General features: G+C 67.0%; 22 protein-coding genes and 1 tRNA gene. 8 read left to right on the top strand and 15 right to left on the bottom strand.

The genetic code is table 11. The features are described 5' to 3' along the window. Positions 1-238 precede the first annotated feature (238 nt). Positions 239-799 carry a phosphatase PAP2 family protein gene (locus tag ACIG5A_RS20795; RefSeq protein ID WP_397242322.1) on the bottom strand — a complete coding sequence of 187 codons (561 nt, stop codon included), beginning with the start codon at positions 797-799 and terminating at the stop codon, positions 239-241. 60 nt (positions 800-859) lie between these two features. On the opposite strand from ACIG5A_RS20795, the gene ACIG5A_RS20790 reads away from it, so the two are divergent. Beyond that, positions 860-1210, top strand: coding sequence for a hypothetical protein (locus ACIG5A_RS20790; protein ID WP_397242320.1), 351 nt, complete (start codon positions 860-862; stop codon positions 1208-1210). Here ACIG5A_RS20790 and ACIG5A_RS20785 read toward each other — a convergent pair whose 3' ends face one another. Genes ACIG5A_RS20785 through ACIG5A_RS20770 form a run of 4 tightly spaced genes read right to left on the bottom strand, consistent with a single transcriptional unit; the run spans position 1211 to position 4408 of the window. Next, positions 1211-1405, bottom strand: coding sequence for a hypothetical protein (locus tag ACIG5A_RS20785; RefSeq protein WP_397242318.1), 195 nt, complete (start codon positions 1403-1405; stop codon positions 1211-1213). Beyond that, positions 1402-2610 carry a sugar ABC transporter permease gene (locus tag ACIG5A_RS20780; protein ID WP_397242316.1) on the bottom strand — a complete coding sequence of 403 codons (1209 nt, stop codon included), beginning with the start codon at positions 2608-2610 and terminating at the stop codon, positions 1402-1404. Before ACIG5A_RS20780 ends, ACIG5A_RS20785 begins: the two co-directional genes overlap by 4 nt. After that, positions 2607-3344, bottom strand: a complete 738-nt coding sequence (locus ACIG5A_RS20775; RefSeq protein ID WP_397242314.1) for an ATP-binding cassette domain-containing protein — start codon at positions 3342-3344, stop codon at positions 2607-2609. Before ACIG5A_RS20775 ends, ACIG5A_RS20780 begins: the two co-directional genes overlap by 4 nt. Beyond that, positions 3341-4408 (bottom strand): sugar ABC transporter substrate-binding protein, encoded by a 1068-nt coding sequence (locus tag ACIG5A_RS20770; protein WP_397243928.1) that lies wholly within the window; start codon positions 4406-4408, stop codon positions 3341-3343. Before ACIG5A_RS20770 ends, ACIG5A_RS20775 begins: the two co-directional genes overlap by 4 nt. A 103-nt stretch (positions 4409-4511) precedes the next feature. Here ACIG5A_RS20770 and ACIG5A_RS20765 point away from each other — a divergent pair, with 103 nt between their 5' ends. Continuing rightward, the gene (locus tag ACIG5A_RS20765; protein ID WP_397242312.1) at positions 4512-5687 is read left to right on the top strand and encodes an ROK family protein; all 1176 of its coding nucleotides are present in this window, start codon (positions 4512-4514) and stop codon (positions 5685-5687) included. A gap of 44 nt (positions 5688-5731) precedes the next feature. On the opposite strand, the gene ACIG5A_RS20760 is transcribed toward ACIG5A_RS20765, so the two are convergent. The 4 genes from ACIG5A_RS20760 to ACIG5A_RS20745 form a co-directional block, all read right to left on the bottom strand. Further along, a tRNA-Gly gene (locus ACIG5A_RS20760) sits at positions 5732-5805 on the bottom strand. A 217-nt stretch (positions 5806-6022) separates the two neighbouring features. Continuing rightward, entirely contained in the window at positions 6023-7561 is a 1539-nt protein-coding gene (locus ACIG5A_RS20755; protein ID WP_397242310.1) for a hypothetical protein, read from the bottom strand. A gap of 323 nt (positions 7562-7884) precedes the next feature. Further along, positions 7885-8421, bottom strand: coding sequence for a hypothetical protein (locus tag ACIG5A_RS20750; RefSeq protein ID WP_397242308.1), 537 nt, complete (start codon positions 8419-8421; stop codon positions 7885-7887). Between the two features lie 77 nt (positions 8422-8498). Further along, a complete protein-coding gene (locus ACIG5A_RS20745) occupies positions 8499-9683 on the bottom strand; it encodes a serine hydrolase domain-containing protein (RefSeq protein WP_397242306.1) in 1185 nt (394 codons plus the stop codon). A 157-nt stretch (positions 9684-9840) separates the two neighbouring features. On the opposite strand from ACIG5A_RS20745, the gene ACIG5A_RS20740 reads away from it, so the two are divergent. Further along, positions 9841-10020, top strand: a complete 180-nt coding sequence (locus ACIG5A_RS20740) for a hypothetical protein (RefSeq protein ID WP_397242304.1) — start codon at positions 9841-9843, stop codon at positions 10018-10020. 35 nt (positions 10021-10055) lie between these two features. Then, positions 10056-10655 (top strand): dCTP deaminase, encoded by a 600-nt coding sequence (gene dcd / locus ACIG5A_RS20735; RefSeq protein ID WP_397242302.1) that lies wholly within the window; start codon positions 10056-10058, stop codon positions 10653-10655. An 84-nt stretch (positions 10656-10739) separates the two neighbouring features. Here the strand turns inward: dcd and ACIG5A_RS20730 are convergent, their stop codons facing one another. The 3 genes from ACIG5A_RS20730 to ACIG5A_RS20720 all read right to left on the bottom strand — a co-directional run bounded on the left by ACIG5A_RS20730 (position 10740) and on the right by ACIG5A_RS20720 (position 12981). Continuing rightward, positions 10740-11150: a hypothetical protein gene (locus tag ACIG5A_RS20730; RefSeq protein ID WP_397242300.1), complete on the bottom strand. Its 411-nt coding sequence runs from the start codon at positions 11148-11150 to the stop codon at positions 10740-10742. Between the two features lie 349 nt (positions 11151-11499). Then, entirely contained in the window at positions 11500-12303 is an 804-nt protein-coding gene (locus ACIG5A_RS20725) for a helix-turn-helix domain-containing protein (RefSeq protein WP_397242298.1), read from the bottom strand. 228 nt (positions 12304-12531) lie between these two features. Beyond that, on the bottom strand, positions 12532-12981 hold the full coding sequence (locus ACIG5A_RS20720) for a hypothetical protein (RefSeq protein ID WP_397242296.1): 450 nt from the start codon (positions 12979-12981) through the stop codon (positions 12532-12534). 180 nt (positions 12982-13161) lie between these two features. Here ACIG5A_RS20720 and ACIG5A_RS20715 point away from each other — a divergent pair, with 180 nt between their 5' ends. The 3 genes from ACIG5A_RS20715 to ACIG5A_RS20705 all read left to right on the top strand — a co-directional run bounded on the left by ACIG5A_RS20715 (position 13162) and on the right by ACIG5A_RS20705 (position 17593). Then, entirely contained in the window at positions 13162-14556 is a 1395-nt protein-coding gene (locus ACIG5A_RS20715; protein ID WP_397242294.1) for a helix-turn-helix domain-containing protein, read from the top strand. Positions 14557-14635: 79 nt separating this feature from the next. After that, positions 14636-15892, top strand: a complete 1257-nt coding sequence (locus tag ACIG5A_RS20710; RefSeq protein WP_397242292.1) for a pyridoxal phosphate-dependent aminotransferase — start codon at positions 14636-14638, stop codon at positions 15890-15892. Between the two features lie 426 nt (positions 15893-16318). Next, positions 16319-17593, top strand: a complete 1275-nt coding sequence (locus tag ACIG5A_RS20705; protein ID WP_397242290.1) for a YibE/F family protein — start codon at positions 16319-16321, stop codon at positions 17591-17593. Position 17594: 1 nt separating this feature from the next. On the opposite strand, the gene ACIG5A_RS20700 is transcribed toward ACIG5A_RS20705, so the two are convergent. The 3 genes from ACIG5A_RS20700 to ACIG5A_RS20690 form a co-directional block, all read right to left on the bottom strand. After that, positions 17595-18902: an Hsp70 family protein gene (locus ACIG5A_RS20700; RefSeq protein WP_397242288.1), complete on the bottom strand. Its 1308-nt coding sequence runs from the start codon at positions 18900-18902 to the stop codon at positions 17595-17597. 156 nt (positions 18903-19058) lie between these two features. Continuing rightward, a complete protein-coding gene (locus tag ACIG5A_RS20695) occupies positions 19059-20381 on the bottom strand; it encodes a UDP-glucose dehydrogenase family protein (RefSeq protein ID WP_397242286.1) in 1323 nt (440 codons plus the stop codon). A 414-nt stretch (positions 20382-20795) separates the two neighbouring features. Continuing rightward, positions 20796-21083: a hypothetical protein gene (locus ACIG5A_RS20690; RefSeq protein ID WP_397242284.1), complete on the bottom strand. Its 288-nt coding sequence runs from the start codon at positions 21081-21083 to the stop codon at positions 20796-20798. On the opposite strand from ACIG5A_RS20690, the gene ACIG5A_RS20685 reads away from it, so the two are divergent. Then, positions 21082-21288, top strand: coding sequence for a PASTA domain-containing protein (locus ACIG5A_RS20685; RefSeq protein WP_397242282.1), 207 nt, complete (start codon positions 21082-21084; stop codon positions 21286-21288). The two genes, ACIG5A_RS20690 and ACIG5A_RS20685, sit on opposite strands and share 2 nt — an antisense overlap. Positions 21289-21301: the final 13 nt, after the last annotated feature.

Below are 21301 nucleotides of genomic sequence, written 5' to 3'. Positions count from 1 at the left end.
GCTGGCGCACAAGGCGGCGGCGCTGGCCCAAAGGGTGATACGGCGAAAGAGCATGCGGCAATGGTCGATCGCCCGACCCGCACCCCACATCACCCCGGCGACCGACCTGACCTCCCACTCCGGTACTGCGCCCGAAGGGTCTCGCGGTGGCACCGATTGTCGGTGGTGTCTATCTCGCCGTCTGTCGATCTGGTCAGCCTCGGCCCGGACACAGGCGCGAGGTCATGGGTGCTCGCGCTCACCGCTTGTGGTTTGTGACAAGTCGGGTCAGCCGCGGATGACAGACGGTGACCAGGCGGACGACAGCGCCGCCGACGCCCGCTCCGAGTATCCAGCCGACCAGCACATCGCTGGGCCAGTGGGCGCCGAGGTAGACCGTCCCGGAGCCCGCCGCGATCACGAACACCGTCAAAACCGTTGCCGCCGACCACCGTACCCACGACGTAGGCCAAGTAATGCTCAGTAGCAGCGCGGCTGCCAGCGCCGCGGTCATGGCGGCGACGGTGGACGGCATCGACCACGCGCCGACCTGGACCACCGATAGGTCCGCCGGTGGCCTGGGGCGGGCGATGATCGCTTTCAGCAACCGCGCGACAGCCTGAGCGACCAGCACCGCGCCGCCGACCGTCAGCCCGACCCGCCACCACCGACCCGCGACCACGACGACGAGACCGGCCACACCCCATGCCGCGATCGCGATATCACCGGTGCCGATGTACATCGCCCCACGCGCCACCGTGGTCAGCACCGGATCTCGATGATCGTCGAGAAAGACCATGACCGTTCGATCGAGGCTCACCTATCCATACTGCCGATACGCGGGAAGGGACCCATCGGTTTGGGTGGCTAGGCTGGTGACGTGCCACTGATCGAAGTCACCTACGCGCCCCATGTTCCCGAGGCGACGCTGCGCAAGCTCGCGGATGAGCTGCCGCACCTGGTTTCGGTCGCAGTGGAATGCCCTGAGGAGCCCTACGACGGGGATCTGCAGCCGGGCGATGTCGAGATCCGGTTCCGTCAGCTGGGCCCGCTGGATCGCAGCGGGCTCGATGTGGTGATCGAGGTGCGGTCGAAGTACTTCGAGAGCCGGGCCTGGAATCGCCAGGATCGCGTCGATACCCTGCACAGCCTGATCGATGACGTGGTCGACCTGGACGAGTTCGGTGTGTACCTGTCGCTGCCGGTCGCCGCGTGGGCACAAACCGAGTAGCTACTCCGGCGACCACAGTTCCGCGCACGGTAGCGGCGGCAGGTCCTCGTGCACGTGGTCGTCGATCGTGACCTGTGCACGTAGTTGCGTCCCAACGTCTTTGGCGAACAGCTCGGCGGCCGCACGGTCGGCGCGATAGTCGAACGTCAGGCAGCCGTCGACGGTCATGTGGATGTGGCACTGCGGTTTTCTCACTGCTGCGCGCCCCTTCGGGCCACCGAATCGATGGCGACGGAGACGGCGAGGACGGTGCCTGTCACCATGAAGCGCACCGAGGAATCGACGTTGAGCAAGAGCATGCCGTTCGTAATCGACTGGATGACAAGGATTCCCAGCAGCGCCGCATAGGCGCGCCCGCGCCCGCCGAAGAGGCTGGTTCCGCCGATCACGGCCGCCGCGATCGCGTTGAGCAGGATGTCGCTGCCGCCGGAGCTCTGGTTGACCGCGACGAGCCGGGACGCCGCGAGCATCCCGCCGACCGTGGCCAGCGCGGAACAGCCGACGAACGCGGCGATCCGCACCCACGTGACGTTCACGCCCGCGCGCCGCGCCGCCTCGGCATTGCCGCCGACCGCATAGATGCGGCGCCCGAATACGGTGCGGCGCAACACCAGATCGACGGCGACCACCAGGCCGCCGAAGATCACCAGTGTCAGCGGCACCCCGCGATCGGAATTCAGCACGAGCACGGTCACCGCGAGCAACAGCGCGAGTCCGCCGGAGCGCGCCGCGAGCCACCACGGGGCCGCGACGGCGAGTTCCGCCCGCACCCGCTGCCGCCGAGTGAACAGCCCGGCCAGCAGATGCCCGCCCGCGAGCAGCGCGACGACCAGCCAGCCGATCGCCTGCGGCAGCCAGGTGTCGCTGATGGTCGCGATGCCGTGGTCGAACGGCAGGTTGACGGTGCCTTCCTTGCCGAGCAGATACAGCATCAGCCCCTGCCAGCCGATCAGCCCGGCCAGCGTCACCACGAACGACGGCATGCTGAGCACGGTCCGCATGAGGCCGTGCAGCAGGCCGATCGCGGCGCCGACGGCGAGCGCGGCGAGCACCGAGAACACCGGATTCCAGCCGTGATGCACATAGAGCAGCGTCATCGCCACGGCCGTCAGCCCGCTCACCGAGCCGGCGGACAGATCGATCTCACCGAGCAGCAGCACGAGCACGATACCGAGCGCGATGGTGCCCGTTGCGGCCATCTGCAATGCCAGGTTGGTGAGGTTCTCGGCGGACAGGAAGTGCGGGTTGAGCCGGTGGAACACGATCGCGATCACAACAAGCCCGATCGCCACCGGCAGGGAGCCCACTTCGCCCCTGCGCAGCCGGTCCGTCGCCGAGTCGATCAGCCCGCGTGCCGGATTACTCTGCAATGCAGGACCTTTCACTGCGATATCACTCATGCCGACGCTCCCGTGATCGCCGCGACGATGTCCTCCTGGGTGGCCTGCGCGGTCTGGAATTCCCCCGCGTTGCGGCCGAGCCGCAGCACAACCACCCGATCGCTGACCGCGCGGACATCGACCAGATTGTGCGAAATCAACAGCACCGCAAGGCCGCGCTCGCGCAGCCTGCCGATCAGCGCGAGCACCTGCGCGGTCTGCTCGACGCCGAGCGCTGCGGTCGGCTCGTCGAGTATCACCATCTTCGGATTGCCAAGCAGCGCACGGGCGATCGCGACCGATTGCCGCTGCCCACCGGACAGTGCCGCGACCGGAGCGCGCACATCCTTGATCCGCACATCGAGCGACGCCAGCAGATCGAGCGCGGTGCGCTCCATCCGTATCTCGTTCATGACGGTGAAATGCCTTGTCTCCGTGCCAAGATGCAGGTTCGCGACGACGTCGAGGTTGTCGCAGAGCGCCAGATCCTGGAACACCGTGGTGATGCCGAGCGCCTGGGCGTCGTGCGGGCGGGTGATGCGCACCGGCGCACCGGCGAAGACGATCTCCCCCTCGTCCGCGACGATCGCGCCGGAGATCGCCTTCACCAGTGTCGATTTGCCCGCGCCGTTGTCACCGACCAGCGCGACCACCTCGCCCGCGCGGACCTCGAGGTCCGCGCCCGCGAGTGCCTGCACCGCACCGTAGCGCTTGGTGATGCCGCGAGCCGAGATAACCGTTGTGGCAGCGCTCATTTGATCCCCGCGGCCTGGCAGGCGGCGGCGACATCCGGCGTGCAGATATCGGCGGCGGTGTAGAGGCCGTCCTTGATGATGGTGTCGGCGATATTGGCCTTGTCCACCGCGATGGCCTCGAGCAGGAACGACGGGATATCGGCCTTGCCGTTGTTGGTGGTCACCGGCGCGGCGGGCTTGTCGCCCTTGGCCAGCGCCACCGCGAGCTCGGCCGACTTCTCGGCTTGGGCCCGGTAGTTCAGATAGATGGTCATGGTCTGCTCACCGGTGAGAATCCGTTGCACGGCGGCCAATTCGCCGTCCTGGCCGGTGAGCGGCGGCAGCGTGGTGTAGCCCGCCCGCTTGAGCGCGGCGATCGCGCCGCCCGCCATCCCGTCGTTGGCGGAGTAGACGCCGACGATCTGATCCTTGCCGAGCGCGATGATGGCCTGTTCCATCTGCTGCTGCGCCTTGTCGGGTGACCAATCGGGCGTGTCGAATTCGCGGCCGATGCTCACCTTGCCATCGAGCGCCTGGTGCGCGCCCTTCTTGTAGTCGCCCGCACTCGGATCGGTCGGCGCGCCGTTCAGCACCACGATCTGACCTTTGCCGACGGTGCCGCGCTTGACCAGCTCGCTGAGCAGCGCCTCGCCCTGCACCTTGCCGACCTTCACATTGTCGAACGAGACGTAGTAGTTGTAGTCGATGCCGGAGATCAGCCGGTCGTAGGCGATCACCGGGATCTTCTTCTGCTTGGCCTTGTTCACCTGCGGCGCGACGGCATCGGCGTTCACCGCGTCGAACACGATGACGTCGGCGCCCTGGGTGAGCGCGGATTCGAACTGGCCCTGCTGTTTCGCCGCGTCCTGATCGGCATTGAAGTACAGCACTTGGCATTTGGCGCAGAGCTGCTTGACCTTCGCCTCGAACAGCGGCTTGTCGAAGGCTTCGTAGCGGGTGGTCTTGGATTCCGGCAGCAGCAGCGCGATCTTCGGATTGTCGCTGCTGCCGCCGTCGCCGGAGCTGCAGCCCACGGCGAGAACGAGTGCGGCGGTCGCCGCGAGAACGAGCTGGATTCGACGCATGTTGATCACCGAGCTGGAGAGTGATGGGGCGCACATTTGAGCGTTGGTAAGAAAGGTAGTTTACTAACTCCGACGTGTCCAGTGGTGCGGGAGGACGGAATCGATGACCAGGGTCGGCAAGCCGCAGTTGCTGCGCACGATGAACGAGCGGGTGCTGCTCGACCACCTTCGGATCAACGGGGCCACCTCGCGCGGTGCGCTGGCCAAGGCCAGTGGTCTGTCCAAACCGACTGTGTCCGCGGCACTTTCCGGTCTGGAGGAGGCGGGACTGGTCCGGCTGGTCGGTTCGCTCAGCGGCAGGCCGGGGCCGACCACCGCCATTTACGACGTGAACGTGCGCGCGGGTTTGGTGGCCGGGGTGGATATCGGCCGGTATTGGATTCGGCTCGCGATCGCCGACCTGCGTGGTGAGTTCATCGGCCGCCGCGATCTGCGCAACTCCGCCCGGTCGGCGGCCGATCTGGTGCGGCGGGTGCGCACGCTCGCGCACCAGGTCGCCGCCGATGCCGGAATCGAGTGGGCCGCAGTGAATTACGCGGTCATCGGTAGTCCCGGTGTGATCAACCCGAGCACCGGAAGGCTGGATTACGCGCCGAACCTGCCCGGGTGGGGGCGTGCCGGGCTCGTCGAACAGTTGCACGCCGCACTCGAAGTGGAGTCGGCGATCGAGAACGACATCAACCTGGCCGCGGTCGGCGAGCTGACCTCAGGCGCCGGCGCCGGTGTGCGCAACTTCGTGCTCGTCTCCATCGGCACCGGCGTCGGCATGGGCATCGTCATCAACGGCGAACTGTATGTCGGCAGCACGGGTGCGGCGGGCGAGGTGTCGTTCCTGCCCGCCACCGAGGTCGACGCCGAACCCGTCGACACCCGCGAGCGCGGCATGACAGAGACCGTCGCGGCCGCGGGCGGGGTGGCGCGCGCCGCGCAGCAGGCCGGTCTGTCCGCCGGATCGGCCAAGGAGATCTTCGCCGCGGCCGCCGCGGGCGATGCGCGGGCGCGTGCCGTCGTCGACGCCGAGGGCCGCCGCATCGGCGCCCTCATCACCGCCGTCGCCGCCATCCTCGACCCGGAGCTGGTCGTGCTCGGCGGCGGCATCGGCCACAACGTCGACCTGCTCGGCGACGCCATCACCCGCCGCATGGCCGAACTCGGTCCCCTCCACCCCCGCATCGTCGCCAGCGCACTCGGCGACGACGGCGTCCTCACCGGCGCGGTCTCCCGTGCGCTCGAGGTGGCCCGAGACCGCCTCTTCGAACGCCGCTCACCGACCGCGTAGCCCCCTGAAACGACGAAATCCCTTGCATAGCAAGGGATTCCGGATGGAGCCGATGACGGGAATCGAACCCGCGCTGTCTGCTTGGGAAGCAGAAGTTCTACCATTGAACTACATCGGCACTGCGTCTGTGCGCGTCCGCCACCTTATCAGACCGGCCATAACGCCGCGCAAGTCCCGCCGTGTTGTGCCTGGTGCCGGGCCTCCGAAGCGGCATGGCACCGCAGTACTGGCGTAGCTGCGGGATTGTGCCGGTCGAATCCCGTTGCGCCAGAAGCCCATGGTGCGACGGCAAGACCGCTGCCTCCTGCGATGCAGCGGTCTGCTCGGTCGAGCCGCTATCGGCCGGTCACTTCGATGGCGCGGAGGTTACGCAGGGTGCCGTCACCGGCGTCTTCTTGGGACCGATAGAGGATCTGGACGTTCACGGTCAGTCCCGCACCGGGCTCGATGGTGTGCTTGTCGTCGGGGGTCGCGAGGATGACGGATCCATCGGCGCCGTCCTTGTCCACCCGGTACCACAGGTGGTCCTTTCCGACCGGGTTGACCCGGGTTCGGCCCGGTGTGTCGAAGGGAGGTACGTCGAAGCCGATCTCCCAGTACACCACTCGTTCCTGGTTGGCGGCCAGCACGAGGTCGTAGCTGACGACCCACCCCCTCGCGTCCTCGGGCCACGTCTGGTGCCATCCGCCGACGATCACGGGGGTGACGCTGATGGGAGGCAGTGCGACGGTCGTCGTGACCGAATCGGAGTGCCGCTCGGCGATGTTGGCGCGCGACGGCGAGGTGATCCGGCTGGCACACGTGAGCGAGCCCTCGTACTGGGGGTCGATGGTGCCGGTCAGGGTGATCGTTGCCTTGCTGCCTACGGGCAGGTTCACCGGTATCCAGGGCTGGCTGTTCTGTCCCAGGAAACCTTGGCCGCAGACGGCGCCGTTCTCACCTTGACAGCTGGTCTCCACATCGGTCAGCTCCGCCGGAACGGTGGCCTCCACCATGGCGTCGGGGGTGTCGTTGGGGCCGTGGTTCTGCACGTCGATGGTGTAGGCGATCCGGTCCCCCGATTGCGCGGTCTGCGGGCCGCTCATCTCCAGCGGCATATCCGCGGGCAGCGTCACGGTGAGGTTCCTGACCCGGTGGGACGCGGTTCTCGCGCCCGTTCCGGCCGCGAAGCCGAGCTTGAAGGTGTCGGGCATCCGCGGCTGCCCGGTCGCGCCGCCGAGATCGAAGTCGTCGATCAGCACGGTGCCGTTCGGGTTGGCCGTGTCGGCATGACGAACGCTGAGCCTGCCGCCGATGACGGAGATCTGGATGTGGGCGCCGCGTTCCCACGCCGCGCGGAATCCGCCCGGCACCGTGACGCCGGTCAGCCAGCCGAACCCCTGTCGCAGGTTGCCCGCGCCGCGGACCCCTGCGGTGTTGGGTCGTGGGTCGCCGCCGCCGGTGCCAGCGCCGGTGGTGGCGAAGTTCCCGTGGTTGTCGAATCCGATGCCCACGTACCCGGCGGTGACGCCCGACGCGACGATGCTTCCCGAGGTGTCCCTGGTGAAGGAGTAGCCGAGTGCGCCACCGAAACCGCCGGGCTGAGTGGTCTGGGCGCCGTCGATCAGGTAGACGCTGAACCCGTCGCCGAGCGTGGCGCCGCCCTCGCACGAGTAGTCGAAGTCGATGGTGACGCCGAGCGTGGACGAGAACGGTTGATCGAGGAACGCCGTTCCCGCCTGAGATCTGTCGTTGGGGGTCAACTCCAGGCTGCCGCCGTTCATTCGCGCGCTGCCCAGCAGTTTCCAATACGGATTGTCCGGAGTTGGCTTGGTGAACGATTCGATGATCGGGAACTGTGCTTGCTGAGTGGCGGTGGAGACATGCGTCGTCATGATCGAATCCCTTGCCGGAAGTGCTATGTGGTGAATAGGTGTGACTGATAGGCGACACCCCCACGACCAAAAGGCGCATGCGACTACCACTTCCGGCATCGCCGCGTCGATCGAATCACGGGGTGACACGGGGCCGGAGCGAGATCAACGATGATCGAATAGCAAGGCCCAGAAGCGTTTTCGCGATTCAAGAGCTATTCAACTGTAACGCGGAAGTGTCGGTGTCGGGCCCGCATCGATCAGGAATGTCGAATCCGGTAACGCACCGAAAGGTTCGCGATACACAGTGTCGCGCAATATCTTTCGGTGTCATGGCCACGGACTCACGCCTTTCGCAGCATTCCCTTCATGATGACGCCGTCATCGAGTACGAGCTCGTTCGTCGGCTGGAAGCCGAGCCGTTGGGCGAGGGCAGCGCTCATGGGGTTGGTGGCGACGACGAAGATGTCGGTATCGCTCGCCTCCAGGCGCGCCGCGACCAGTTCGGATACCAGCCCCTTCCCGCGCGCCCGCGGTAACCGGCCACCGACCGCGAGGTAGAGATGGGGAGTCTCCGGCCGCAGCCCTTCGATCCGCCGAGATGCCGCCACAGCGCGTGGCGCCGCCGCACCGAGAGCGCGAATCAGGCTGAAGGGCCTGGCCATTGGTGACGCGACGCCAGGAAGTTCCCACAGCACAACCCCGACAACTCCCTCGCCATCGGACACGGTATCGACGATCCCTCCCCGCCGCCGCGCCTCGACCCGGGACTCCCAGAACAGCGGCAGTGCCCGCCGTCGTCGCTCGACCCGCGGCCAGAAGTACGTCATCAGCGGATCGTCCGCGAATGCCTCGGCCAGTACCAACGCTTCCGGCGTCATGCCGTCGAGGCTAGTCGAGTTGCCTGCTCGGCGGCGCTGCGAAACTCGGTGTGCCGCAGTTGAGGTGACGCACCTGCTCAGGCGAGCGCATCGTGTAATGCCGCGGTCCAGGGAAGCCAGCGGGGATCGGGTTTGGTTGGGTCGTCGGCGGTCATATTGGTGCAGGTGTAGGCGACGGCGGTGGCTGATTCGGGGTGGGCGTAGGCGATTCGCCCGCCGGTTCCGGTGTTGCCGAGCGATCCTGGGCCGAGCATCGGGGTGGCGGGCCGGGCGAGGCCGTAGCCGTAGCCGAAGGAATGGGTCACCGGCAGTATCTCGAGCGGGGACGGTGCCTTCAGTCCGTCGGTTTGTGGTTGCCGTGCGCGTTCGACGGTCGCGGGCGCCAGCAGTCGGATGCCGTCGACTTCGCCGATCGTCGCCGCGTACATCCGTGCCAGTGAGCGGGCATTGCCGATCGCGTTGCCCGACGGGACCTCGGCCGCATGCCCTTCGCGGGTGTTCAGCATGGCGATCCCGGACTCCCTGGTCGCGAGGGACGCCAGGGTCGCCCGAACCAATCGCGCACCGACGTCGATGCCCATGTTGGCCAGCACTGCCGCCACTTCGACGGGGCCGGGCCACTTGTGGCGGGTGAATTGTGGGATGACTCGATATTCCTCGCTTTCGGGCAGGCCGATCCACAGGGCCAACCCGAGCGGTCCGGCGATCTCGGTCGCGACGAACTCGCCGATGGTCTTGCCGGTGACACGCCGCACGAGTTCACCGGCCAGGTAGCCCTGGGTGAGGGAGTGGTAGTACATCGCGGTGCCCGGCTGCCACAGCGGTGCCATGGTTTCGAGGGCGGCGATGCACGCCGACCAGTCCGACAGCTCCGCGGCCCCGATGCCGGATTCCGGGTCGAAGCTGGACAGTCCGGCCCGGTGGGACAGGACGTCGGTGACGGTGATGCCCGCTTTGCCGTTGACCGCGAAATCCGGCCAGTAGTCGGCGACCGGGGCATCGAGGTCGAGCTGTCCGCGCTCGGCCAGCATGTGCACGCAGGTCGCGGTCACCCCCTTCGATACCGACATCAGCACGGTCATCGAGTCCGCATCCCAGGTTTTGCCGGATATCGGATCTTCCCCGGTCCATAGATCGACGACGGCGTGGCCTTCGCGATAGACGCACAGCTGCGCGGCGCCCGCGTCGCCGTCGTGCGCGTGGGCGAAGGCGTCGCGAACCGCCTCGAATCCGCGCTCCACCGATCCCTGTACCAATGTCACAACGACTCCTCGGCCCGCTCCAGGGCCGCACTGTCGGTGAAACCCCCTGTCCTACAGAGACATTAGCTGTCCGGCTCGTCGAACCGGAGCAACCCTTCGGCGCAGCCTGATTCATGGCCGATTGGCTATTTGGGGCGGATGGGAGGAGGCTCGATGGATGAGTCAGGGAGACGGGCAAGGGTTGTTCAGCCATGACACGGTGCCGCTCGAGGTGAGTGCCGTGGTGGACAACGCGGGTGTACATCATCGACCGGTGTTCAGCGCGGCCGACGACGCGGTATCGACCAGCCAGGAAAACGGGCTGGACTCCGGAGGCGGCGCCCGGCCCACCTCGTGACCGCGCCGCCCGGAGCAGGCGTTACCCTCTTCGGCGTGCTGCTTTCCGATCGTGACATCCGTGCGGAGATCGCCGCTGGGCGTCTCGGGGTCGAGCCGTTGCTGGAGAATCTCATTCAGCCGTCGAGTATCGACGTGCGCCTGGACGGCCTGTTCCGGGTCTTCGACAACTCGCGCTACACCCATATCGATCCGGCGCAGCGTCAAGACGAGCTGACCAGTCTGGTCGAGCCCGCGCCCGGTGAGCCGTTCGTGCTGCATCCCGGTGAATTCGTGCTCGGCTCCACGCTGGAGGTGTGCACGCTGCCCGACGATCTGGCCGGGCGCCTCGAGGGCAAGTCGAGCCTCGGCAGGCTCGGCCTGCTGACCCATTCGACGGCGGGCTTCATCGATCCGGGTTTCAGCGGGCACATCACGCTCGAGCTGTCCAATGTGGCGAACCTGCCGATCACGCTGTGGCCGGGGATGAAGATCGGCCAGCTATGCCTGTTCCGGCTGACCAGCCCGGCCGAGAACCCCTACGGCAGCGCCGCGGCCGGATCGAAGTATCAAGGACAGCGCGGCCCGACGCCGTCGAAGTCCTACCTGAACTTCCCCCTCTCCACCGAGGCCGTAACCGCCGCCGAAGCTCGTTAGCCCCGAACGCGAGCGCCGAGCGCAGTCGAATGGCCCCAGCCATCGGCGTGTCGTGGGGCCATTCGACTGCGCTCGACGAAGTAACTAGCTGGTGAGCTCGTCGGCAGGGCTGCCGCGGTGCGGTTCGGGCGAGCCAGCGGACGGGCCGAAGTATCGGCGCGTTGACCGCGGAGCCCACAGAAGCGCCAGGATCGCTACGGATAGTGCCCAGCCTGCGATGAGCGCCGCGTGTACCCCCGCGGTGGGGAACAGCGCCCACACCACACCGCGTCCGGCGATCTGGCAGCCGAGCAGCACCGTGATGGTGATCCGGGCCCAATTCCGGCCGCGCAGAACGTAGTACAGCAGTGCGGCGTACAGCGGCGCGCTGATCAGGTGATAGACGGTGCCCACATTCCAGCCGACCGGCGGAATCAGGTTGACGACAATGTGATTGATCGCGTGAATCCCGATACCTGCGGCGGCCACCTGTACGGCTGTCGGAGTAGTAGGCATCGCGTGCGGCCCCTTCGCGTTCGAGACATGGTGCCCGAACGCTATGCCGCGCCTCGACCCGCGGTCTTGGACGAATCGGCCAGGCAGCGGTGAACCCTGCGCCACCCTGGCGGCGCTGTACCGATCAGCCACCCCCAGCGGCGCTCAGTCGATCGACCGCCCCTGGCGGTGCTCAGTCGACAAATCGTCCGGCGGCGCTCGGCCGAATAGCCACCCGGCGCGTTCGGCCGACAAGCCATCTGGCGCATTGGGCCGAGAAGCCACGCAGTGCGCTCGGCCGACTAGCCACGCAGCGTGCTCGGCGGACAAGCCGCCCGGCGCGCTCAGCGACAAGCCACCCAGCGGGCACTCAGCCGATCAACCGCCCCGGTGGCGCACCGGCGAACCGCTGGAAATCCCGGCTGAGGTGGGCTTGGTCGTAGTAACCGAACTCGCTTGCCACCCTGCTCATATCGGCCTCGGGCGCGGCGGTCAGTGCTGTCAATGCGGCCGAGAACCGCATCAGCGAACCGTAGCCCTTCGGCGACAGCCCGACGTCTTCGGTGAACAACCTGCGGAAATGCCGCCTGCTCCAGCCGCTTTCGTCCGCAAGCTCGGTGAACGACACGACCCCCGCCGACCGGCGCAACTGCCGCACCGCCCGCGCGACCGCGGCATCGCCGGGATCGGCTGCCCGCGCGGTCCATTCGCGCAGAGCGGCGGCGACCAGCGTGAACCGATCCGTCCATGCCGTCGTCTCCGCGAGCCGAGCGGTCAGCTCGTGCGCCGAAGGCCCGAGGAACTCACCGAGATCGGCTGTCCCGTTGCGTAATTCGTGCAGCGGCGCGCCGAGCAGCCGACGCGCGGCCAGCGGCTCCAATTGCACCTGCACGCTGCGCATCCGGCCGGCGTGCTCGGCGGTGCCGCCGCGGTCGTGCAGCCCGATCACCAGCGGTGCCGGCTCGATCCGCCGCCCTTCGAACGTGCCGTCCAGTGCGAAAACGATTTTCACGGTGCCGCCGGGAATCTTGCGGCGGCGCAGGGGTTTCGGTTCGTGCACATCGAAACCGAAACAGCGGATCACCGGCAGCCCGGCGAACTCCACGGCCGGTCCGTGCACGACGTGCCGAGACCGAACCTGGTATGTCCCACGCAGATCCAGCAGGCGATCCATCCATCAACACTATGTCCGTACCTCCGCATTCGCTCCGGCCATGCGCGGTCTGCGGACGGACTTCGTCCGGCTGCGCCTGTCATGCGGAGCGGTGGGGTGGACCACCCGACCGGAGTCCAACCCCACCGCGTCCGTCCCACCGAATCCGCCCCGTCGACTGCCAGGAAAAGGGGCGGATTCGGCTCGGTCCGGTACCGGACGGCTGCGGGAACCGATCGCGGCGCGTGATCAGTCCCCGCCGCCCGCTCCGACCGCGAGCGCCGTCGTGATGACGACGGACAGCGGTGGGAGCGTGTCGCCGCGGCTCGGTGGGCTGACCCAGAAGCACCCTTCCCGGGTCCAGCGGCCGAGTCCGGTCGGCAACATCACGGCACTACCGATTGCGGGTATGCCGATATCGAGTCGGTTGAGCACCTCCAGTACTTGTGTTCCCGGCCTGCTGTCTGGTTCGGCGAGGAAGCTCCACCGAATCTGCCTGGCCAGCATGGGTCCCCTCGTCCCTTGCTGTTCCAATGCGGCTCTTACCTTTTCGGCTCGAGCAGTCGGCAGGTGAACGACACAGACCCGCCCGGTGATTGGTAACATGACGAAGCCACCACGTTCGGTTACCGGTAGCCCGAATTCGTGTCGGTAGAACGCCACCCAATCATCAACGGTTCTGAGCTTCTCCACGTTCACGGCGAACTCCTTGCCTCCCTGCTCTATAGGGTCTCCCGGGATGGGGCGGCGCGGTATTGCCCGCACGCCCGCCTTCTACTGCCTTTCCGCTGCCTCTGATAGCGCGACCATTTTGTTTGTGGCCCTGGTCACTGCGCGCTCGTACCCTGGGAGAAGAGTTCGTTCGGAAGGGATGACATCGTGGTCCGGCAGTGGTCAGGAAAAGAGGCCCGAGCCCTGCGCGATGCCAAGCGGATGAGCATCCGGGAGTTCGCGGCGCACCTGGGTGTGCACGAGCGCCTGGTATCGAAGTGGGAGGCCGGTGGCGCGCGGGTCCATCCACGTCCGATGAATCAAGCCGCTCTGGATACATCCCTTGCCAGGTCCGACGAGGTGGTGCGGGCACGGTTCGCGGCGATGGTCGATTCGACCGTCGCCGATCGCGATCCGGCGCTCGGATTCGACGCGGGTGCCACAGCCTCGGCACACGCCAATTACACGAGCGACGCGGACCTTTTGGCTCTCATAGATGCCGGTGCGATGAGAGGTGATGCGTTAGCAGCGATTTCGGAGAGGGATCTGATCATGGCGGCTGCCCATGAGGCCAGCGAGCACGCCGGCCAGGCGGAAAGTACCAACGTGGGTGCCACGACGTTGGAACAACTCGACGCCGACGTCACACGTATCGCGAACGATTACGTGCAACTTCCACCGGTACCGATGATGGTGGAGATGCTGCGCGTGCGGCGACGGGTGTATCGGTTACTCGAGGGCCATCAGCGGCCCGCCGACACCAGCCATCTGTATCTGCTCGCGGGAACCCTGTCCGGGTTGCTCGCCAACGCGAGCACCGACCTCGGGTACTACGACGCCGCGGGCGAGCAGGTCCGCGCGGCGTGGGCCTACGCCGAACTGTGCGGCCACAACGGCTTACGTGCCTGGACCAGGGGCATGCACGCGCTGATCGAGTACTGGTCCGAGCGGCCGCGCCGCGGTGTGCTGCTCGCGCAGAGCGGGCAGGAGTTCGCCGAGTCGGCGACGGCGAAGGTGCGGCTGTTCAATATCGAGGCCAGGATCTGGTCCCGGCTCGGCAGCGCGCAGGACACCGACCGGTGCATCCGCGCCGCGGACGACGCGCGGGAAGTGTCGGAGACCGACTCGCTGCACGACGAGGTCGGCGGGGTGTTCGGATTCAACGACGCGAAGGCGCAGTACTACGCGGGTGCGACCTACATCCATCTCGGTCAGGCCGAGCCCGCGCTCACCGCGACCTCCCGGGCCATCGAGCTGTATTCGGGCGGTCCCACCGAGCAGCGGTCCTACGGCGCCGAATCCCTCGCGCGGGTGGACAGCGCGGCCGCGCATCTGATCAACGGCAGCCTGGACGGTGCCGCCGAGGCGCTCGCGCCGGTGCTCGGCCTGGCCGAGGACAAGCGCATCGCCCAACTGGAGGAGCGGCTGACCGCGGTTCGCCGCCGGATCGCGGGCCCGTCGTTCCGCGACGCGGTGGAGGCGCGCCGCCTGGACGAACGCATCGAGGAGTTCTGCGGCTCGACCGCCGCGAAGGGGATTCCGCCTGGTAACTCGGGGTCTTGAGGCGCGGGCGCGCGGTAGCGGAGCAGTTGCGTCACGGAATGACTGTGACGCAGATCAACCCCTTGCCCCGGATGGCACCATGGTTCAGGTGAGCCCGAGTCATCTACCGCATCGCCCGCCGCGTGTCCTGGAGCAGTCCACGAAGCTCCAGGACGTGCTCTACGAAATCCGTGGACCGGTACACGCGCATGCGGCACGACTGGAGGCCGAGGGGCATCGCATCCTCAAGCTCAATATCGGCAACCCGGCGCCGTTCGGATTCGAGGCGCCCGATGTGATCATGCGCGACATCATCGCCGCGCTCCCGTACGCCCAGGGCTACTCGGAATCGAAGGGCATCCTGTCCGCCCGCCGCGCCATCGTCACCCGCTACGAGCTGGTACCCGGTTTCCCTGAGCTCGATGTCGACGACATCTATCTGGGCAACGGCGTCTCCGAGCTGATCACCATGACCATGCAGGCGCTGCTCGACAACGGCGACGAGGTGCTGATCCCGGCGCCCGACTACCCGCTGTGGACCGCGATGACCAGCCTCGCCGGCGGCACACCGGTGCACTATCTCTGCGACGAGTCCAACGGCTGGCAGCCCGATGTCGCCGATATCGAATCCAAGATCACCGACAAGACCAAGGCCCTGCTGGTGATCAACCCGAACAATCCCACCGGCGCGGTGTATTCGGCCGAGGTGCTGCAGCAGCTCGTCGATCTCGCGCGCAAGCATCAGCTGCTGCTGCTCGCCGACGAGATCTACGACAAGATCCTCTACGACGACGCCAAGCACATCTCGCTGGCGACGCTGGCGCCGGATCTGTTGTGCCTCACCTTCAATGGGCTGTCCAAGGCCTACCGGGTGGCCGGCTACCGCTCCGGCTGGCTGGCGATCACCGGGCCGAAAGAGCATGCCGCCGGGTTCCTGGAGGGCATCGACCTGCTCGCCTCTACCCGCCTGTGCCCGAATGTGCCTGCGCAGCATGCCATTCAGGTGGCGCTCGGCGGGCATCAGAGCATCGAGGATCTGATCCTGCCCGGCGGGCGGCTGCTGGAGCAGCGCGACGTCGCCTGGGAGCGGCTGAACATGATTCCCGGCGTCTCCTGCGTGAAGCCCAAGGGCGCGCTCTACGCTTTCCCTCGTCTGGATCCGAATGTGTATGAGATCCACGATGATTCGAAGCTGATCCTGGATCTGCTGCTACAGGAGAAGATCCTGATGGTGCAGGGCACCGGCTTCAACTGGCCCGATCACGATCACCTGCGGATCGTAACGCTGCCCTGGGCAAGGGATCTCGCGGTCGCGATCGAACGGTTCGGCAACTTCCTGGCCAGTTACCGACAATAGTCAAAAAGTGTCGCCGGAGGCCCCAGATCGCCCCGCTTCCGGGCTCTAAACCGACCCTGCGTCTGGATATTTGGCGGTTTTAGAGACTGATCTAGCGCAAAAGAAGATCTTTTGTGTACAGTGGCTCTTGGCACTTCAAGTGCCTGGCCGAGTTGCCTACCCCCCTGGGCAACACGGCTTCGGGTACGGCCGCCTACCCCCCTGGGCCGCCTACCTGCGGGCGGCGGAGACATCCCCCTGCTCTCCGCCGCCCCCTCCGAAATCCTTCAGCCACTCCTGGCACGCACCATGGTCCCGACGCGCCCGCTTCGAGCTGGTGTTGAAAATGAAATCCTTTAAGCTCGCAGTCGTGAGTGAGCGGAGCGAGCGAACCAACAACACAGTGCGCATCGCGAATGACGGAGCCGAGCGCAGCGAGGCGCAGTCGTGAGCGATCACCACCATCACCACCACGACCATTCGGAACCGATCGAGATCAGTGCCACCGCGGCGCGGGTCGTCGTCGGATTGCTCACCGTCATCGGCATTCTCGTGCTGATCGGCACCTTCGTGCTGTGGCCGAGCCGCCAGCACGTCGACATTCCGCTGCCCTTCCAGAACGCGGGCGGCGGCGCGGTGCAGACCGAAGCGGGCACGGTGGTGCAGCAGGAGCGTGGCCCGTGCGGCAGTCCATCGAACGGCAAGGTCTTCATCGATAAGCCGGAGGCGCCGCGCAACACCTCCTACACCTGCAAGCGCAGCGTCATCGCCATCGAATCCGGACCGCACAAGGGCAATCACACCCTGTTCGAGATCACGGACGGGCCGGGGCAGCCCACCCTGCAGGTCGACGACAAGATTCGGATCGTGCGGCAGGCGGATCCGGCGGGCGTGCCGCTCTATTCGTTCGAGGACTACGCGCGCGGTATGCCGCTCACGCTGATCGTGCTGGCCTTCGTCGTGGTGATCGTGGTGGTGGCGCGCTGGCGCGGCCTGCGCGCGCTGCTCGGGCTCGGGTTCGCGTTCGCGGTGGTGGTGATGTTCCTGCTACCCGCGCTGCTCGACGGCAAACCGGCGATACCGGTCGCGCTGGTCGGGGGTGCGCTGATCCTGTACGCCGTGCTGTATCTCGCGCACGGGGTGAACCTGCGCACCAGCTCGGCGTTGCTCGGAACCTTGGCGTCGATGATCGTCGCGGCGGTGCTGTCCTGGCTCGCGCTGAAAATCACCCACCTGACCGGGTTCTCGGAGGAACAGAACACCAACGTCGCCACCTACCTGCAGCACGTCAGCATTACCGGACTGCTGCTCGCCGGGTTCATCATCGGCTCGCTCGGCGTGCTCAACGACGTCACCATCACCCAGGCCTCGGCCGCCTTCGAGCTCGCGGCCATCGACGAATCCGCCTCGCGGCGTGAGGTTTTCACCGCGGCCATGCGGGTCGGCCGCGACCACATCGCCAGTACCGTCTACACCCTCGTGCTCGCCTACGCCGGTGGCGCGCTGCCGCTGCTGCTGCTGTTCAGCGTGGCGGGCCGGTCCATTCGCGACGTGCTCACCGGTGACGCGGTCGGCATCGAAATCGCCCGCTCCTGCGTCGGCGGTATCGCGCTCGCCCTTTCGGTGCCGCTGACCACCGCGATCGCCGTGCTGCTCGCCCGTCCCTTCGGGCACCAGGCCGTCGCCGAGCCGCCGCGGCGCGCACGCCACGCGAAGGCCTGACCTAGCGCGGCGGAGGCGGCGGCGGAGGCGGGAAAGGCGGCAGCAATTCCGGGGGGATCGTCGGGACGATGATCGGCGGGAGGCCGGGGACGACGATGGTATTCGGGCCGGGAGTCGGCGGTGGCGGCGTCGTGGTCGTCTGGCGGCGCGGCGGCGGCGCCGCGGGGGATTCGGATTCGGTGGTCGGTGCGGGGGACACCGCGATCTGCGGATCAAGTGTCGTCGTGCGCGGTGCGCTGGTCGGCGGCGTCGACGTCGAGTTGTCGCTGCGCGAATCCCGTTGCAGCACTTCGGTTCCGTACCCGAGCCAGAGTCCGATCGCGGCGACCACCGCCAGCGCGCTCACCGCGAGTACGGCACCGCTGATCTCGCGCTTCTGCTTGTCCTTCGGCGGATTCGATAGCCATGCGGGGGAGAGTTCGTCGTCGTTCAGCGGGGCGACAGGGCCGCTCGACGGCCGCACCGACCGTGCGAGCAGCGCCGCGCCGCGCGCCATCACGGTCTCGGGGCTGTCCGGCACGATCACCGGAACGCCCATCCACCGCTCGAGCACCTTGGCGACAAGCGGAATCCGCGCGCAGCCGCCGATGGCGAGCACACCGTGTACCGGCCGATCCGAGCGCACGATCACATCGCGCGCCATCCGCGCCGAGGATTCCACGGCGAGCATGATCAGCGCTTCGAAGTTCTCCTGCGCCAGCAGAACCAGACCCTGTTCGCTGGGCAGCGCCACCGCGGTGTTGGTGGACAGCTGCTCCTTTGCCTCGCGGCACAGCGCGTCCAAGGCGGCGAGCCCGGCGTGATCCTGGGGATGGGCGATGCGGCCCGACGCGATCTGCTGTTCGCGGATCAGCGAATCCAGATAGTCGCCGCTGATATCGCTGGTGCGTTCGCTGTGGCGGACCTCGCGGGTGTGCGTATCGACCACGCTCACTGACAGGCCGGAACTGCCGAGGTCGTATACCACCAGGGAGGAGATGCCGCGGATATCGCCGGTGGATTCGGCGAACTCCAGCGCCGCGACGATCTCCGGGACGAGTTCGTAGTTGGTCAGCTGCTGGCGGGCCATCGCGGCGCGGATGCCGTGCTGCTCACCGCGATAGGCGATGACGGTCGCGCCGATATCGCCGATCGCCTCCAGGGTGACGCCGATCGCCTCGGCGGCCAGTTCGTCGACATGCTGTGGGCCGACCGGAATGGTCTGCAGATCGAAAGCGTGCGGCGCGACGTGGCCGTGGGTGCCCCCGGCGTGTGGCCGCGCCATACGGACGGCGCCGGCCCCCACCGAAACTCCCAGAACCGAACTCATCAGCTGCCCATCTCGTTTCACACTTACGACATGCGAGCCTGCGCCGACGACCGACGGATGGTCCCGCGCTTCGGACCATACCGTCGAGGACCAGCTACATGTAAGGCAGGACCCGGAGGCGGAGGCGACGCCGCCATCAGGCTCTGCCGAGCCACTTTACGGTGTGCCGAGTCCGGCGTACACCCATCCCGCATCCCTCCAGGTGGCACGATTGAGACAGTTCCGGCCGTCGATAATCGAACGGCTACGCACCACTTCGCCGAGGTCTTGCGGACGCAATGCGGTGAACTCATCCCACTCGGTGAGCACGAGCACCACATCGGCGCGCTCGCACGCCTCGGCCACCGAGGTGGCGTAGTTCAGTGTCGGGAACACCCTGCGCGAATTCTCCAGCGCCTTCGGGTCGTACACGGTGACCACCGCGCCGTGCAGCTGGATCATGCCCGCCACGTTCAGCGCCGGTGAATCGCGCACGTCGTCGGATTCGGGTTTGAACGCCGCACCGAGCACCGCGACATTCGCGCCGAGCAGTGAACCGCCGCACGCCCGCGTCGCCATGTCCACCATCTTGGTGCGGCGGCGCATGTTGATGTTGTCGACCTCACGCAGGAAGGCGACCGCGTGATCGGCGCCGAGCTCGCCCGAGCGCGCCATGAACGCGCGGATGTCCTTCGGCAGGCAGCCGCCGCCGAAACCGAGTCCGGCATTGAGGAATCGGCGGCCGATGCGCGCGTCGTAGCCGAGCGCGTCGGCGAGCACGGTCACATCGGCGCCGGTCGCCTCGCACACCTCCGACACTGCGTTGATGAAGGAGATCTTGGTCGCCAGAAAGGCATTCGCCGAGACCTTCACCAATTCGGCGGTGGCCAGATCGGTGAGCAGGAACGGCACCTCGGCGGCGATCAGGTCGGTGTAGATCTCGCGGACCAGTCCCTCGACCCAGGCCGCGTTGTCGCGGGCGCCGTCGACGCCGAGCACGAGCCGGTCAGGGCGCAGCGTGTCCTGTACCGCGAAGCCCTCGCGCAGGAACTCCGGATTCCAGGCCACCTCCACCTCGGTGCGGGTGAGTGCGCGGACCCGGTCGCCGAGCGCGGCGGCGGTGCCGACCGGAACGGTCGACTTGCCGATGATCACCGAGGGGCGCTCCAGCATCGGCGTCAGCGTATCCACCACGGCGTGTACGTATTTCAGGTCTGCGGCGTACTCGCCCTTCTTCTGCGGCGTGCCGACGCCGAGGAAGTGCACCTGCGCGTGCGCGGCGGCCTCGTCGTAGGAGGTGGTGAAGCGCAGCCTGCCCGCATCGAGGTTGCGCCGCAGCACCTCTTCCAGACCTGGTTCGTAGAACGGCACCACACCGTCGGACAGCTTCGCGACCTTGCCAGGATCGACATCCACCCCGATGACGTCATGCCCGAGTTCGGCCATGCACGCCGCGTGCGTGGCACCCAGGTACCCGGTTCCGAATACTGTGCATCGCATGATCGATTGGTAAGCCCCGCCGATGGCCGTGCCACATCACCCAAGCAAGGCACTGCGCAACATCTGGTGTACAAGCGGCGACGTAGGTCACACTCACCCACCCTGACCTGCGGCAACTGCTCATCGTGCCGGTGCGGCGGAACTGAATTGCCTGGCTTGCGCGGCGGCCTCGTCGCCGCCATTGCCGTCGGGCTGTGGCGGGTCTACGTCAGCCCGCGCCGCGATCGCCCGTGTCCGCTGACGCGTTCTTGTCATCTTCGGGGACCGCCTGCGCTGTGGCGTATCGGGCTCGAGTCTGATAGATGTATCCGATCCCAATAATTGGGAACGGGGGCTACGGCACTGCCGCACGATTCACCGGGGGCGCATCGTCTGCGTCCGCTCAGTTCGATCAGGGGGATTACAGCGTATGACTTATTCGTGGCGCGAATACACGTCCAGTCCGGCACGGATGATCGCGGTTGTCGGTGGAGTGCTGCTCGTCGGCATCACCGGCATTGCCTGCGGCAGTGACGAAACGAGGAGCGCGTCGGCGCGGCCGAGCGCCTCGTCCGTGAGCAGCAGCACCACCGTGGTTCCGAGTACCACGATCGCGCCTAGTGTGCCCAGTGCGCCGAAATCGACTGTCGCCGTACCGAAGGCGACAGTCGCGCCGCCCGCCCCCGCTGCCGCGAAGGTGCCCATGCCGAATGTGGTGTGCATGAATCTGCAAGACGCGCAGAACAAGATTCAGGCGGCGGGTGTGTTCTACTCCCGCTCCAAGGACGCGTCCGGCCGCGGCCGCGCACAGATTCTCGACCGCAATTGGCTCGTCGTCTCCCAATCGCCAGGTCCTGGCGTCGCGATCGGCGAAGGCGACGCGGTGCTCTCGGTCGTCAAATACGGCGAACCCAACTCCTGCCGCTGAAGGACTGTGCTCC

Source organism: Nocardia sp. NPDC052566 (assembly GCF_044547285.1).
Lineage (GTDB): Bacteria > Actinomycetota > Actinomycetes > Mycobacteriales > Mycobacteriaceae > Nocardia.
This window is presented reverse-complemented; position numbering and strand designations above follow the sequence as displayed.